This is a genomic window from Desulfomonile tiedjei DSM 6799 (genome assembly GCF_000266945.1).
Taxonomy (GTDB): domain Bacteria; phylum Desulfobacterota; class Desulfomonilia; order Desulfomonilales; family Desulfomonilaceae; genus Desulfomonile; species Desulfomonile tiedjei.
This window is the reverse complement of the sequence record NC_018025.1, coordinates 3,825,034-3,841,430: the sequence shown is the minus strand read 5'-3', so window position 1 is coordinate 3,841,430 and position 16,397 is coordinate 3,825,034. Positions and strand designations below refer to the sequence as shown.

Annotated in this window: 10 protein-coding genes; 3 read left to right on the top strand and 7 right to left on the bottom strand. The window is 49.6% G+C overall.

All coding sequences use genetic code 11. The features are described from left to right. Window position 1 precedes the first annotated feature (1 nt). The 5 genes from DESTI_RS16270 to larAH5 form a co-directional block, all read right to left on the bottom strand. Complete coding sequence (locus DESTI_RS16270) at window positions 2-1,519, bottom strand: tripartite tricarboxylate transporter permease (RefSeq protein WP_014811058.1); 1,518 nt, start codon at window positions 1,517-1,519, stop codon at window positions 2-4. A gap of 7 nt (window positions 1,520-1,526) precedes the next feature. Beyond that, the gene (locus DESTI_RS29020; RefSeq protein ID WP_014811057.1) at window positions 1,527-1,994 is read right to left on the bottom strand and encodes a tripartite tricarboxylate transporter TctB family protein; all 468 of its coding nucleotides are present in this window, start codon (window positions 1,992-1,994) and stop codon (window positions 1,527-1,529) included. 642 nt (window positions 1,995-2,636) lie between these two features. Next, window positions 2,637-3,800 (bottom strand): UxaA family hydrolase, encoded by a 1,164-nt coding sequence (locus DESTI_RS16260; RefSeq protein ID WP_014811056.1) that lies wholly within the window; start codon window positions 3,798-3,800, stop codon window positions 2,637-2,639. Between the two features lie 3 nt (window positions 3,801-3,803). After that, complete coding sequence (locus DESTI_RS16255; protein ID WP_014811055.1) at window positions 3,804-4,082, bottom strand: UxaA family hydrolase; 279 nt, start codon at window positions 4,080-4,082, stop codon at window positions 3,804-3,806. A gap of 66 nt (window positions 4,083-4,148) precedes the next feature. Beyond that, window positions 4,149-5,414: a nickel-dependent malate racemase, LarAH5 family gene (larAH5, locus tag DESTI_RS16250; protein WP_014811054.1), complete on the bottom strand. Its 1,266-nt coding sequence runs from the start codon at window positions 5,412-5,414 to the stop codon at window positions 4,149-4,151. 346 nt (window positions 5,415-5,760) lie between these two features. Here larAH5 and DESTI_RS16245 point away from each other — a divergent pair, with 346 nt between their 5' ends. After that, on the top strand, window positions 5,761-7,311 hold the full coding sequence (locus DESTI_RS16245; protein ID WP_157212182.1) for a sigma-54 interaction domain-containing protein: 1,551 nt from the start codon (window positions 5,761-5,763) through the stop codon (window positions 7,309-7,311). A 45-nt stretch (window positions 7,312-7,356) separates the two neighbouring features. Here DESTI_RS16245 and DESTI_RS29015 read toward each other — a convergent pair whose 3' ends face one another. Next, window positions 7,357-10,392, bottom strand: a complete 3,036-nt coding sequence (locus DESTI_RS29015) for a PAS domain S-box protein (RefSeq protein WP_014811052.1) — start codon at window positions 10,390-10,392, stop codon at window positions 7,357-7,359. 678 nt (window positions 10,393-11,070) lie between these two features. Beyond that, window positions 11,071-12,768 carry a long-chain-fatty-acid--CoA ligase gene (locus tag DESTI_RS16235; protein WP_014811051.1) on the bottom strand — a complete coding sequence of 566 codons (1,698 nt, stop codon included), beginning with the start codon at window positions 12,766-12,768 and terminating at the stop codon, window positions 11,071-11,073. 979 nt (window positions 12,769-13,747) lie between these two features. Between DESTI_RS16235 and DESTI_RS16230 the strand changes: the two genes are divergently transcribed. Together DESTI_RS16230 and DESTI_RS16225 are read left to right on the top strand one after the other, a co-directional pair. After that, a complete protein-coding gene (locus tag DESTI_RS16230; protein ID WP_014811050.1) occupies window positions 13,748-15,331 on the top strand; it encodes an ImmA/IrrE family metallo-endopeptidase in 1,584 nt (527 codons plus the stop codon). Between the two features lie 422 nt (window positions 15,332-15,753). Continuing rightward, window positions 15,754-16,236 (top strand): MaoC family dehydratase, encoded by a 483-nt coding sequence (locus DESTI_RS16225; protein ID WP_014811049.1) that lies wholly within the window; start codon window positions 15,754-15,756, stop codon window positions 16,234-16,236. Window positions 16,237-16,397 lie beyond the last annotated feature (161 nt).

Sequence of the window (16,397 nt, the reverse complement as noted above, 5' to 3'; positions counted from 1 at the left end):
GTTAGACTTCCTCTCCTTCCACCTTCTCTTGTAGCTTCTTGCGTTTGCCTCCAATCCATGGGATCAGAGGTGAAATAAGTAAGAACAGAGATAAGCCCAGGAATGCTGCAGAAATGGGATGTTCTAGGAAGATCCAGGGGCTGCCCTGGGAGATCACCAGCGACAGCCGTAGATTCTGTTCCATCATGGGACCGATGACCAAAGCCAGGACCAGCGGAGCCATCTCAAGCCGGAATTTTCTGCCGACATAGCCCAGTATGCCGAACCCGATCATCAGGCCCACTTCCACCAGGCTGTAATTCAGGCTGTATACGCCCACTACGCAAAAGACGAGAATGAGAGGAAAGAGTACGGGATAGGGAACTCGTAGCAGTTTTACCCATAAACCGATTAACGGCAGGTTAAGTATGACGAGCATCACATTGCCCACATACATGCTGATGACCGTTCCCCAGAAGATCTGAGGATGCTGAGAAATGAGCAGCGGCCCGGGCTGAATCCCATGAATCATGAAAGCACCCAAAAGTATTGCGATCACGGAGTTAGCCGGAATGCCCAGGGTAAACAGCGGTATGAAAGCGCCTCCTGTTGCAGCGTTGTTCGCTGCCTCGGGTCCGGCAACCCCCTCGATGACACCGGTTCCGAATTTCTCAGGATGTTTGGAAAGTTTCTTCTCGAGGGCATACGAGCTGAAGGCAGAAATTACTGGCGCGGGTCCGGGGAGAAGCCCCAAGAAGAAACCGAGAAAGGAGCCCCGGATTACGGGCCGAAAGGAATCTTTCCAGTCTCGCAACGAAGGGAGAAGATCCCTTATCTTGGAAGTGACTATCTCTTGCTTCATCACTTGCTCGACGTTGGAAAACACTTCCGCGACACCGAACAAACCCATGATGACGGGGATCAGCCCCACACCGTCGCTCAGTTCCACCATTCCGAAGGTGAGGCGCTGTGTACCGGAAATGGAGTCCATTCCGATCGTGCTGATCAACAATCCCAGGACTGCCATCATCAGCGCCTTGAGAATGGAACCTGATGCCAGGTAGATCAGGATCAAAATCCCCATAAGCATCAAGGAGAAATATTCGGGAGGGCCGAAAGCAAGGGCAAATTGAGCCAGTGGTGGAGCAACCAGCATGAGCCCGAGAACGGAAACGGTCCCGGCAATAAAGGATCCGAATGCAGCTATCCCCAGTGCAGGTCCGGCGCGACCCTTCAAGGCCATCTGGTACCCATCCAAAGTGGTGATTACCGAGGCTGCTTCTCCGGGAATGTTGACGAGAATCGATGTAGTCGATCCCCCGTACATTGCACCATAGTAAATGCCTGCCAACATGATAATGGCGCCTACAGGGGAAAGATGGAACGTATTCGGTAAAAGCAATGCTATTGCTGCGGTAGGTCCGAGTCCTGGAAGCACTCCAACGAGAGTCCCGAGAAGCACTCCGAGAAAACAGAGAAGCAGGTTCATGGGGGTGAAGACTACCTGCGCTCCCAGAGCCATATGATTGAGCAAATCCATGGTGCACCTAAAATCCGAGAAATCCGAGCGGAAGCTGAGTCTTCAAGAGATCGATAAAAAGGAATCGTGCTCCAAGAGCACTGAGGCCTGCAACGATGACGGTTCGCATCCAGGTCTGGGGAAATATGCATTTCGCCAGGAACCCCACGAAGACAAAAGTAGCTATGGTGAAGCCCACGAAATTCAGAATCAGAGCGTAGACGATCATCGCCAGGGAGGTTGCCGCCACACGTTTCCACGAATCGGCTTGAGGAAAAAATGGAGGAAGTTTGACTCCGGTGCTCCGTAGACTGCCGATAAAAAGCGCGACGGCCATGATGGTTAACGTAATTCCTGCCCAGAAAGGCAGGAATCCAGGACCGGGCTCATTCCAATTCCCAATGTCTACCCGGCGAGCATACAGAGTGAAGAATAAACCTACGCCAATGAAAAAGATCGAAGCAATCCGGTCATATGAGCTTTGTGTCCTTGCCATGGGATCTCTCTGTGCTCTGATATCAATCCGCTTTCAAAGCAGCTAGAGTTGCGGGGAACACCTTCTTGTTCCATTTCGCTTTTATGAATCGAATGTTGGTCGGCACGGAGGCCGACCACTACCGGCTGATAGTAGGGTCCGGTGTCTCCGCCGGACCTCCCGGTTTTACTAAATCGTTGGCGAAATGGGTATTATACTGATTTGCTTTCAAAATCCCTCCATTCCCCTTTCAATGAAAATGGATTAGAGGGGGCGTTCAACTTTGAAATCAAATTGGTATCATATGAGGGTTCCCCGGTCTCACCTCTTTCATTGCGAATCGGTATCGGACGAACATACAAGAGTGAACAAGGGTTTACCGGTTCAGGCTACCTGGTCGGTTCAGGAATACCGTGATATTTCCAATCCCATATCCGGGATCGATCGCAGGACGCACTCCGCCATTCAGTAGCGAAGGAGTGTCTTTGCCCTATGAGATATCATCCGAGCAACGATTCAAGCAGATGAACCGTGCCGGAAGAAACCCGTTCTCATGGGATCGCTTAACTCGTCTGCTTCGACGATATTTAGTCCGAAACGACTCCGGGCTTTTTCAGGTTAGCCCTTCTTGTCTTACCCGCGTTTTTGTCACGTCAATACTTTTTATGCGCTAACGTAGAGCTTGGTCAAGACAAATTCGCGATGACCAAGCGCTTCGGCAGCGGTTAAGCGACCATTAGCCGTGCGAACGATCATTTCAAGCAACTTGTCGCCGGCTTGATCGAGAGTTATCTCTCCCCGCAGAATAGCGGACACGTCGAGATCGATATGCTCGGACATCGTCCGGCACGTTAAAGGATTGGCCGATAACTTGATCACCGGCAGTATGGGATTGCCGATGATATTCCCCTGACCTGTCGGGAACAAGTGGACTACAGCGCCTGAAGCAGCCCACAAGGTGACCGCCTCCGCGGCAGCGGAAGAAGTATCCATGTACCAGAGGCCTTTGCCTTTGGGAGCCTCGGCTGGTTTGAGAACCCCGAGATATCGCGAAGTTTTGCCAATCTTTTGGAGATTTCCAAAAGCTTTTTCTTCTATCGTGGTCAGGCCGCCTCGAATATTGCCCTTTGTTGGTTGAGAGCCGGAAAGGTCGTCGGTCTTGAACTTCACAATAGTGTCATTATACGCGTTCCAGACACGCATGAATTCTTCGCCGATCTCGGGTGTTGCGGCCCGTTCTTTGCACACCAGTTCGGCTCCCGTGATCTCGGAAGTCTCGCCGAAGCAGGTCGTTGCTCCCATGTTCACCAGCTTATCGATGGCGTTCCCCACCGTGGGATTGGATGCCAGACCCGAAGTCGTGTCGGACTCACCACACTTGACCGAGACATACAACTCGTCCAGGGTGCACTCGGTCCTCTGAAGTTCCGAAGCCCACTGTACATATTGCTTGGCAGCACGGGATGCTTCTGCGATAGTAGCGATATCCCCGCTGCGCTCGATGGAGAAGCCCTGCACCGGTTTTCCTGTCAGAGCTATACCATCCACAATCTTCTGTGTCCATTCCGGTTCGATGCCGATCACCACTGCTGCGGCAATGTTCGGATTTGCGCCCGTGCCGATTATGGTCCGGAAGAACAGCTCGAGGTCTTCACCGAATTGTAGACGTCCATAAGCGTGAGGCAGAGCCAGTGTTCCCTTTATATTGTTAGCTACTGCTTCGCATGCGGCATTGGACAAATCATCAAGAGGCAGAATAATTACATGATTCCGAACTCCGACCCTTCCGTTTTCACGACGATAACCGACAATCTTTGGTATATTCATTTGTTACCACCTCTTTGTTTTCAGATTGTGAATGTGCACATGGGCTCCGGTTGTCGTGTCAGATACAATTTGCCCTATATCGTGCCCGTACTTGATGACAGTGTCGCCGGTCTTGAAATCCACCAGGGCTATTTTGTGACCGAGTGGGATGTCGCTCAAAACCTTCATATCGATTTCTGTCTGAGTGTCCATGAACAACCCTTTTGCGGTTTCCCCGGCTTTGATATCAACCGTGGCCACACCCACATTGTCCGCTTTCTCATGAACCAGAAACTGAATCATGTTCTCTCCTCTCCAAATGCTGTGCCGGGAAAAACTCTCGGCTGGTCTGCGGAGTCTGGACTTATGTCACTCCGCGACGAAAAAAGTAGTGTTGGCATTCGGAACAACCGCAACCCGCGGCGTTCCTTCAAACTCTTCAATCCAGCGTCGGATCTGTTCTTCCGGCTCGGCGGAACGCAGGAGGCACCGGTCGAGAATAGCCGTATCGAGTTCAGACGCGATTGCCACATCGAAGTTGTCGAGTGTGCGGCCGAACAGATAAGCTTTGTGTGCTCCCATTTTGAATCCGAGACTGCGGAAGTGCTCCAGTACCTCCTGGGGTGTCCGGAATCGGCTCACGTACTCGTAGTACACGTCATCGCCTACTCCCTGGGGACACGCTGCAAGCAGGAGAATCTTTCCACCGTGCTTAAGCGTCTGAGACGCGAGGTTTAGTCCTTTCTGCGCCTGGTAGAGACAAATGTCCCTGGGATGCCCGCCGCAGGAAGCGACTACCACATCGAATTTGCCTGATATCTTCACGCCGTATACCGAACGACAAACCTCGGCTCCCGCGGTAAGCACGGATACTGGATGGCCTGCCAAAGCACTCACCGGTTGCTTGTCGGAATCCAAGACGAGATTCACCACCAGGTGAATGCCCACCATTCGTCCTGCTTCGTTCAGGTCCTCTCGGACAGGATTGTCTGACAGTCGGCCGACCTGGGCGCGGGAATCGAACATAAGGCCGTGATTGTGTTCAATGGTTTTTGCTGCAGCAAGACCGATGACCGCACCCTTGGAACCTCCGGTGAACCCTACAAATTGATGTGGATCTATCTGGCCGACGACGATTTTCAGGTCTGCCTCTGCAAATCGGGCATTAACAAGAACCGGCGTGCCCCGGCTGGTGAGACCCAGATCGGCCATGCGCGAATTGATGGCATCGTGTGCAACAATCGTGCATCGCGCGGCTACGGTCGGAGGAATGATGCGGCGCAATGCATGGTCAGCCATAGGCTGATGCAAACCGCCTCCAACGATTATGCTGATTGCCGAAGCATCCAGATGTGGGGCAATGCTTTCGATTTGCTTGAGAAGCACAGGCAAGATCACTCCGAGCGGTGACGGTCGGGTTTCGTCCGGAACAGCTATGGCGACGGTCTTGGGAGCAATCGTGCGAATGGTTTCCTGGAACGAGGGGTTGTCAAGCGGGTGGGCGAGGGCTTCCTCCAGAGCAATTTTCAGATCTTTTACCGGTGGAAGGGTGGCGGGTCGCAGAATAGTCACATCCGCTTTCTCGGGAATCTCTAATCGGCGCTCTGCCTCACCGTATTTGAGTACAACGTGCATTGTTCTTATCGACGTACAGGGAAACTAATGGAACGCCGCGTCATGGACGGGCGATGCTCCATTCATAAGGCAAAGATCGTGCCTGATGTTATTGTGTGTGTAAGAGTCCGGAATAATATGAGATAGTCTGTGTGGTTCGGTTTTACATGGCGCAGTCGAGCCGAATATTGGGCGGAAAATGCCGAAGATTGGTCTTGCCTTTCCTCTCGCCTCTGCTATGCTTTAGAAATATCCGGAAAACGCCCTGAACAAGCTCTGGGATCGAGGGACACGTGTAAACCTCTGCTGCCCAAAGTTGGGCAAACAAAGAGGGAACCTGGAGCGCAAGTATCCTACGAGGCGATCGATGCATTGGAATCTCGAAACACGATATCGCATATTGCTTTCCATCAACAATGCCATCATTACGCAGACTTCTCGAGTGAAACTCTTCCAGGCTCTGGCTACTGAGATCCACAAGCATTTTCGGTACGATCGGCTGAGCATCAATCTGTACGATCCTGAGACCGAGTCCCTCAGCTACTTCGCAGCAGCGGACGGAATCGCTCCCGAGGGGATTTCCAGTAAAGAAAGTCGTCCTCTGGCGAAGGGTTCCGTTGCCCAAATGGTGATAACCTCGAAAAGTCCGGTGATTATCGAGGATCTGAATCGCTACGAAGACTTGCCTTCAGTGATCTCAATGCTTGATTCCGGACTCACGGCGACCATGGCTTTTCCGCTTATGGTGCGCAATCGCATTCTCGGAAGCGTCCATTTTTCCTTCCGGAAAAGACCTGAGGACATGCACGATCTGGTGGAAGTCTTGACCGATGTGTCGAATCAGGTGGCCATAGCCGTTGATAACATGCTCAATTATGTAGCCCTGGCAAAGGTGAATGAAAATCTGGAGCGCCAGAAGCGATTTCTCATGGTCAACGGCAATGATGCATATCATCGAGATCACTTTTTCTATGCATCTCCTGCAATGGCCGAAATCATGAGCCAAATCGAATTGGTCGCGGACACCGATGCCTCTGTGCTGATCACGGGTGAAACCGGTACAGGAAAAGACTATCTGGCCCGGACTGTCCATAACTTGAGCTCCCGTCGCGATCATCTCTTCGTTAAGATCAACTGTCCTGCTTTGACTGAGTCATTGATTGAAAGCGAGCTTTTCGGTCATGGCAAAGGGGCATTTACAGGTGCTCACGTCCAGCGAGTGGGACGGTTCGAGATGGGTAACGGCGGTACCGTTTTCCTTGACGAAGTGGGCGATCTACCCGCGAATTTACAGGCGAAGTTGCTGCAGGTGATTCAGGATGGCGAGTTCGAGCGGGTAGGGGAGAGCCGTGCCATTAAGGTGAACATACGGATCATTGCCGCGACCAATCAGGATCTCGAGAATTCTATGCGGAACGGATCGTTCAGGCGGGACCTCTATTATCGTTTGAATATGGTGACCATTCATACTCCGCGGTTAAAAGATCGGCCCGAGGACATCGCTCTGCTTGTTGAACGCCTCACCAAACTCCAGGCAAAGCAAATGAACCGACCTGCCCCGGAGTACTCCGATCTGGCTCTTGAAAAGCTTATTCATTACCATTGGCCGGGAAACGTTCGGGAGTTGAAGAATCTCGTCATACGCCTGGTCATTCTTCGTCCCGGGATGCGCATCTCAGAGGCTGATATCGACAAAATACTGAGCACGTTCCAAACCGAGCAACAGATCCCGGTGAGCACGTTGGCAGATGCGGAACGTACCCACATCGAGCGTGCTCTGATCAAGTGCAAGGGTGTTCTGGGCGGCCCGCACGGTGCTGCTCGGCTCCTGGGGATGCCCCGTTCCACCCTGCAGTACCGTCTACGCAAATTCGGTCTCAATCCACACGATTACCAGAGAGGTGAAGGGACAAGCTGATCGAAGAAACGAGAAAGATGTCAGCATTCCTCAACGAGGCGAGTATCAACTCCCATCCAGAGTCTTGCGCACCTGTCTCAGCAATTCCTTGTATCTGAAAGGCTTGGAAACGAATCCCCTGGCACCCAAATCCAAGCATTCCTTGATCGAAATGTCGCCCGAATAGCCGCTGGCAATGAGCATTCTCGCCTGAGGATTAATCTGAAGGATTCTCTTGAGACAATCTTTGCCTCCCAGGATGGGCATGATGAGATCCAAAATCACGAGAGTAATGTCATCCTTTTCCCTGGTGTAAAGGTCCAAAGCTTCTACACCATTGGTTGCGGTCAGCACCGTGTAACCACTCCGTGCGAGAATCCGTGTGCCCAGTTCTCGAACAGATTCTTCATCATCGACCAGCAACACGGTTTCAGTTCCATGAGCGGGCATTTCCTCTGATGATTCTGTTACAGGCTCCGTTTTACGTCTAATTGCGGGCAGGTAGATCTTGAATGTGGTTCCTTGGGCCACATCACTCTGACACGTGATATGTCCGCCATGCTGTTTAACAATCCCGTATACCATGGCAAGTCCCAAACCGGTGCCTCTGCCTATTTCCTTTGTGGTGAAAAACGGCTCGAATATATGTTCGACAATGCCAGTATCCATGCCTGTTCCGGTATCGGTGATTGCCAACAACACGTAATCGCCCGGACTGACCCCAGGGTGACATTTGACGCATTCTGAATCAAGCGTCTCATTCCTGGCAGTTATCGTAAGGGTTCCTCCCTCGGGCATGGCATCGCGAGCGTTTACTGCCAAGTTCATGAGAATCTGTTCAATTTGAGTTGGGTCTGCATCGACTTCTGCAAGATCGCCACTCACATTAATGCGAATGTCGATCATCTTGGGGATGGTCCGATTTAAGAACTTTTTTATCTGCATTATCGGTTCAGTCAGATCAAGCGGAACAGTTTTCGGTTCGACCTTTCGACTGAAAGTGAGCAGTTGTCGAACAAGTTCCGCTCCGCTCGTAGCTGCCTGAAATATTTTCTGCAGATCCCGGTATTCCGGATCTGTCTCTTTCTTTTCCTCGAGCAGGATTTCGGAAAAACCCAATGTCACCTGTAGCAGGTTATTGAAGTCGTGTGCGATTCCACCGGCCAGGACTCCAACTGCCTCCATCTTCTGAGCCTGAGCAAGCTGCCTTTGGAGTTTTAACTCTTCGGTCACATCACGTTGTACGGCAACAAAATTGACAATATTGCCCGACATGTCTTTCACGGGAGAGATTGTCGCTTCCGTGTGGACAATCGTGCCATCTTTCCTTCTATCGATCAGAAAGCCGTTCCAAGTCTTTCCATTTGCAATAGTCTCCCATAAACGCTTGTAGAATGCGACGTCTTGATGACCGCTCTTGAGAATCCGGGGATTTAGGCCAAGCACTTCGTCACGACTGTAGCCGGTCACTCGTTCGAATGCAGGATTTACGTACACGACAGTTCCGTCCGTATCCGTTATGAGCACCGTCTCTGCAGCTTGTTCTATAGCAGTTACCAATCGAGTGCGGTCCTTTTCAACCTGCTTACGTTCGGTGATATCCTGTATAGTTCCCAATACTTGGGGGCCGCCGGATTCGTCAACACGCATGAGAAATTTGATTTCAGTCCACAAGTGCCTGCCACTGGCCGTGATCGCCTCCGCTTCCATTTCCTGGGGATTCCCGCTCTCTAACGTGTGAATCAACAACTTCTTGATAATGGGAATGTAAGGAGGCGTGAAGAACTTCAATCCCTCTTCCAGATCCGGTTGATAGCCGAAGGGGGCTTCTATGATTCGTCGAAACCCATCTGTCCAATGGAAGGCATTTGTCAGAGGATTGGCAATCCATCCTCCTACGCGAGCAATCTGCTCGGTTTGACGGAGAAACTGCTCGCTCTTCGACAGCGCATTTTCAGCATGCTTGCGCTCCGTAATATTATCAAACACGGAGACAAAATAGCCTTTTTGGGGGCTATACAGAGAAGCGGAAAACCATGATGACAGGCTATGCACATACAGTTCGTGCTTCTCCGGTTTTCCGGTCAAAGCGACTCTTCCGCATATTTCGATTAATTTGAGATCTTTTTGTTTCAGTCCCGACATCACTTCGCTGGCTCTTTTCCCCACAACATTCTTCAAACAGGTCAATTTCTCGAATGCCGGATTCGCCTCAAGAAAAACAAAATCAACCGGCGAATCTCCATCAAAAATCATCTGGCAGAAAACATATCCCTCAAGTATGTTTTCGAATAAGGAGCGATAGCGCTTTTCACTTTGCTTTATCGTTTCCTCAGCCCGTTTACGGTCGGTGATGTCTACTCCCATTGCAAGCAGATATGGTTCATCCTTGATTCTTATGACTTCGCGTGAGACCAGAAGCACTCGATCTTCGCCGTTCCGATTCTTTGATACTATCTCTGCATTTCGGACCGAGCCCTTGGCTCTTGCTTCCGCCATTATCTCGCGATACGTCTCATCATCGTATATGCCCAACTGTACGGGGGTCCGGCCGATCGCTTCTTCACGAGTATAGCCGGTCACTTTTGTCCATGCGTCATTGACTTCCAACATTTCCCAATTACTCATCTGCACAATCGCGAGAAATGCCGGATTATTTTCGAAGGACTTGGAGAAACGCTCCTCGCTTTCCCTGAGTCGTTTGTCTGCAGCATGTCTGAGTAGAGCGGTGTCTATGGTGATCTTCAGTATGTGATTCGAGAAAGGTTTCGTGAGATAACCATATGGTTGGGCCCGCTTTGCTCGGGATAACACATCTTCTTCTTCATAAGCCGTAACGAAAATAACGGGAATATCCAATTCGACACGGATCTGTTCTGCGGCTTGAATACCGTCCATATATCCTGCCAACTTTATATCCATGAGAATAAGAGCCGGCTTCAACTCGTCCGCCATTCGAACAGCCTCTTCACCTTTAGAAGCTATGCCCACGATTTGATAGCCGAACTCCCGCAAAATCCGTGCAAGATCTTCTCCGACGATAGCCTCGTCTTCGGCAATCAGGATTTTAGTCTCTGTCCGTGTTTCCATTTCCATGACCATACGAGTACTCCGGGGCTCTCCACTATTAAGACCACTGACCATAGCCGGAGAGATGACCAAAGTCAAAGCAGTACTATGATTGTTCGGGTTTCAGGCACGACACTTCATCCCGGATGATGAGAGTGCAAACTCGGTTTCGTAAGTTGGTTCTTAGGCCAACCTTCATTCGAGATCCGATCGAGTTCAAGAGCAAAATAACCGGAAAAGTTCAAAACCTTCAATTGGTTGAACTGCTCACCTGAGCTTGGCTCTGCTCCGGATTCCAAATTCGTCCATATTCATGTATTGGGCCGGATCGAGGCAGTCCAAATATCCATCAACAATTGCGGAAGTTACGATTGGATCACCCATTACATTTATTTCAAAATGAGTAAGGTAGTCTTCCCATTTGAGCCTAAAAGGCATCCAACCATATGAAGGGTCTTGGCTGTAATAGCCAAACTAAGACTTGCATTCCGCAATAAATTAATAGAGTACCTGCAACTATTAGAAAAACCCAATTATCCTTCCAAAGCTGGCGCAGACTAATCCTCTTGTCTGACATCTTAGTTTTCTTCTTCTCTTGTTTCCGCCACAATCGCAGTTTCTTTGTCCGGCTCTATTTCATTGAGATCCCGAGCAGCCAAGTTGCCGGGATCTCATGATTGATGAAAGCCGGATTGCGATCATCCGATCCTGTTATGTCCGAGAATGCCCAACGGGGGGAATTTCCGTCTGACTAGCGTAAGTTTCCTTGTAGTCTTCTCTGATTACCTTCTTGTTGATCTTACCGACACTCGTCTTGGGAATTGTATCGACAAAGAACACAGCTTCCGGTAATTGCCACTTCGCAAATTTCGCCGCGAGATGTTCTCGTATATCTTCGACGTTTATTTTTCCCCGGCCTTCCGGTCTCAACACCACCAGAGCGATCGGTCGCTCCTGCCACTTGGGATGTGCAACGCCTACCACAGCGGCCTCGAGAACAGCCGGATGTGATATAATTTCGTTCTCCATATCAACCGAAGAGATCCATTCGCCTCCACTCTTTATCACATCTTTTACCCGGTCTGTTATCTTTACGTAGCCTTCCTCGTCTATGGTCGCTACATCGCCGCTCCTCCAGTATCCATCAGCGGTGAATTGCGCTTCCGAACCCGGTGCTTCGTGGTAGCTGCCGGTAATCCATGGGCCTCGTATGAGTAGTTCTCCAGCCGTTTTTCCATCATTGGGGACCGGGTTCTCGGACAAATCCACCACTTTCAAATCCAGTCCGTTGACGCAATAGCCCTGCTTCCTTTTTCGGTCCCATCGATCTTCTTCGGAAATTGTAGATTCCATCCAGGGTTTGATCCTGTTTATGGTGACAAGCGGAGTAGTCTCTGTTGCACCATAAGCGTGAATTACCTCGGCTCCGGTCAGCTCTGCGAATCCCTTCATCATCGCAATCGGCGGTTCGGTTGCACCTGAAAGAAGTCGGACTCCCGTCAAATCAGGTTTTGGATCCAGTTTACGGATGTATTCCAGGAAAGGCATAAAAATAGCCGGAGCTCCGGCACTTACGCTTACTTTTTCGTTCACGAAAAGCTCTGCCAGGGTACCCAATTTATCGAGGGTGTACATTCCGGAAAATACCTGTCTGGCCCCCACCATGGTAGAAGCTTGGGACAGTCCCCAGCCCAAGGCGTGGAACATGGGAACGATTTGAAGGACTGTATCGCGAAGAGCAATTTCCGCATTGAGTGCTATCGAACAGCTATGGAGATACACATTACGGTGGGAGTAGTAGACGCCCTTGGGCTTTCCTGTAGTTCCGGTAGTGTAGCAGGCGGCATATGCGGATTTCTCATCCAGATTGGGCCATGGAAATTGTGAATCAGCCTTGGCAAGGATGTCTTCATAGGACACGACGTTTGGCAACTTGTCCGCAAAGTTGTCGATACTTTTCGCTGTGATCACGATGAACGTTTTCACGTTCGGGCAAAGAGAAACAATTGCCTGAGCTATGGGCAAGAGCGTCTCATCTACGATAATCACCGATGCACCCGCATGATTGATGACGTACGAAAGATCTGGCGGAGCAAGCCGCAGGTTGAGCATCAGCATGACGGCTCCCATACCGGGAACACCGAAGTAGATTTCATAATTCTCATGCGTGTTCCAGGCGAGCACTCCCACACGATCGCCGGTCCGGACGCCCAACTCTTTGAGCGCATTCGCCAACTTACCCATTCGGTTGTATGCGTCTCCATACGTGTACCGGAAGATGGTGCCATCGTGTTTACGCGAGGCAATCTCCTGTTTGGCGAAGCTTTGAACCGCTTGCTTGATGATGTTGGTGACGTTTAGCTGAAAATGATCCTGGGATGTCGCCGGAAAGCCCTTCACGATGTCCATGACTTACCTCCTGCTCTCTTGTTCGATATTGGGAAACGGATTGCCGATTTCTTGAGCGTGACCTCACGCATGGGATCATTAGTCGCTCCAAGATACACCTTTTAACGTCCGAGAGTGTCGACTACAGTACAGCACGCCTATTTAAGACAAAATACCAATCCAAATATGATCGTTCTTCATCAACTCCAATGCGATCTCGAAGTCTTTCGGCACCCCCTCACGAATTATCTGATGGAGCAAATCCGGCCGGGGGAAACCTGTTGACACAGTGCGCATCTGAGCCTTGCTTTCACAAAGCAAAGTCACATGGATGAAGAAGAATAAGTGTTATGAATCGGTATTCTGAACCCAAGAACATCCCTTAACCCTAAGCTTTGGCGGATTTTTACGTTCGATAAGAAATAGGTAAGTAAATATTACTAACTATAGTAATGGTGCTCGAAGTCCTCCGTCAAGAAGTTTTTCATCAACCTGTTCATTTTAACCGATTCAGCGATGGATTTGGAGAAAACTAGACTGCCGAAACAACATAATCGGAAATTTTCACTCGCGTTAGGGAAATCCAGGAAAGCGATTGACTAAGAATGCGATGAAGCCTATTGTTATCGCAACGTGAGGCCATATTGTGTTACGGGCTTGAACAGCAAATTGATCTTTCGAAGGACCTTTATACTATGGTCTATGAGGGTAGTCCAAAACATAAGTCTCCTTGGCAACGTGGGAGAAAAGGTTCAATATGTCCGAAATCGATGAGTGTTGCACCGCAAGACTTATTGAACAACAGTGTTTTGGGACCGGATGGAAAACGGTACGCGACCTGTGACGGGCGGTGTTTTTGTGCTCAGGAGCATCGACCGGATTGTTGGCACGGATATCCTGTTGGATGGCAAGAAGTACCGGAGACGCTTAGACGCCAATGGCGAGACCAAGGGGCAGTCTCAGCCAATGATATCCGTAAGAACTGGTAGAGGTGGAAACAGTGCCTAATAATATTTTTGTGGGCAAAAAAGAAGATTTTGCTTTGAATATAGTTTTCGAACCCGACCCGGATGCCGGCCAAAGCACTACGGAGGAAGAAAGTCTATCTTGGGGCTCGTTGGAGATATGGGTACACGGCAAGAATCTGTGCTCCCATGTAGAAGAAAGCGAATTAGTCTCATCTGTTCACTGGTATTTACTTCCTTTCATTGACTGGCTTGCAAGAAACTGGAATCCATTGTTACACGAAGAGCGACTGCCAAATTGGAATGCTGGTGATGATGCATGGCAATCATTGTTCAAGACTCGATTTCCTCCGATAAGTTATGAAAAAGATGCAGAAAACGAATGGAATATGCGATGGCAAGAATGGCAATATCGGCATTCTCTCCGTTCCTGCCGATCCGGGGGAATGTTTCCGGATGTTGTGATAAGACGTTGGCGAGATATGGTTGAAGTGTCGTGGAATAACGAATCACTCCCCGGGATTCCTGAAGAAATCATGTTCATCTATTCTCATGGTTTTGTTCGTCTGGATCCCGAAAAAGTTGCGCCGCCGTTATATGAGGTCTTACAGAAGACTATACAATACTTGACCGAACAACTGCCGGACTCTGAACGACTCCTACGAACTAGGCAAATAATCGATGCTGTCAAGAATTCATCCAAAAATGAACGCTTGGCGTGGCTTGCAGGACTAGGTTTTTCAGCGCAAGGCATTGAACGCTGGCGCAAGATAACTCAGCTTGTCAGAAAGGCTCCAAAAAAAATTGCTGAGTACCTCTTGGAAGTGACCGATGACGATCTTGTCCTAAAAGGATCGTGTCATGCGGCACTCATGTTTGGGTCGGCATCTCCTACGCTCACTGATACCGATCTTGAAATACTGGCTGAAAAGTTGATCGAACTGTACTCCCCGAACTCAGAAGGCTCCAAACTCCAAGACCTCGTTGCTAATGAACCAATCCTCCTCGACAAACAACCGGCATGGGAACTGGGATATGATCTAGCTGAACAGGTGATTGAGTACTTTTCACTGGAAGAGAATGATGCAGATTCAATAAATATTTCAGCGATACTCAATGCCCTTGGAATACGACAAGAAAAGATCGAGCTTAGTGACAAGAAAATTAGAGGAGTCTCTATCGCAGGTCCATATCACCAGCCATCGATTCTGATAAATTGCAGTGACTCACGCAACGATACCTTTCCCGGTGAGCGATTTACTCTTGCTCACGAACTCTGCCATATTCTGTTTGACCGTAGTTACGGCAAGAAGTTGGCTATGGCTAGTGACGGGTGGGCACCCCTTCAGATCGAAAAACGGGCGAACGCGTTCGCCGCGATGCTTCTCATGCCTTCCAAGCTGGTTCATAGGGCTATTGCCGCTCTAACTGTGCCTCTTGCATCTGAACGAGCCGTTCATGAAGTTCGGAAACGACTTGAAACGAGTTTTGATGGGACTCTTGAGCATTTGAAAAATCTAGGCTGGTTAGATCAGTTGACTGCCGAGCAAATAGCTGAGACTAGAAAAGAGCGATTTTCTAATCAGGAAGCAAAGTGTTCGGGGTTTTTAGACTCGTAGTACATTTAGTAATCCTTACAGAATGTATTAGAAAGAAAATGTGTGAAGAAAAACGTCTTGAAACTCTATTACTCTATTGCAAAATGTCAGATCTACAGGTAGCAATTCTTTACAATCTGTAAAATAATGTGATGCTCGTCCCGGAGGCGTTCCGGAGTCTCGCCGAGAAACCAGGCATGAAGAACGTTGTGCAGGATTAGTGGCGCTCACTCCGCGAATAAAGAACTATTCAGACGGATTGGAAAAGTAAAGAGCGATCGTGTTCTTTATGCCGTAGATGTAAAACTCATAGAAATTCTACCTCAGATTGTGAAATCACTTTTCCGTTCAACTGAAAATGAGGTATTCTCGACAGGAACTTTTTTGCTTTTGCATCCCCCTGTCTTTTTGTGACTGATTCCATTTGTAAGGAGTGCTCACCTATGACATTCGCAACCCCAGTTGAAGACCGCTATTTTGAAGATTATATTCCCGGTTCCGTGCACGAGTTCGGCAGCATTACCGTTGAGGAATCTGAAATTATTGCCTTTGCGGAACGTTTCGATCCGCAGCCGTTTCACATCGACCCTGTCGCGGCCGAAAAGTCAGTATTCGGTGGCTTAATTGCGAGTGGTTGGCACACAGCAAGCATGACAATGCGACTCACGGTCGACAATTTCATCTCTCATACAGCGAGCCTGGGCTCACCCGGTGTGGATGAGCTGCATTGGTTGAAACCTGTGCGTCCCGGAGATGTTCTTTCTGTCCGGATTACTCTCCTCGAAGCTCAGCGTTCGTCATCAAAGCCCGACCAAGGCTTCATCCGAGCATTCACCGAAGTGCTTAATCAGCACGGCGATATTGTGATGACCATGAAATCGGGAGGCTTCATCCGATGTCGGACAACGAACAATTCAGCCGGGTGAATCGAATGTGGAAGTGTTCAGGGCTTCTTGATCACGGCAGCGCCTCTCATAGAATTGTCCATCGCATAATGCCTTTTTTCGAAACGAGCAGAAATCGGGTTTTGTGACGTTCGGATTTGCATTTCCCGTGAAGAGGAATGTCACAAAGATTGCTCAAGGAA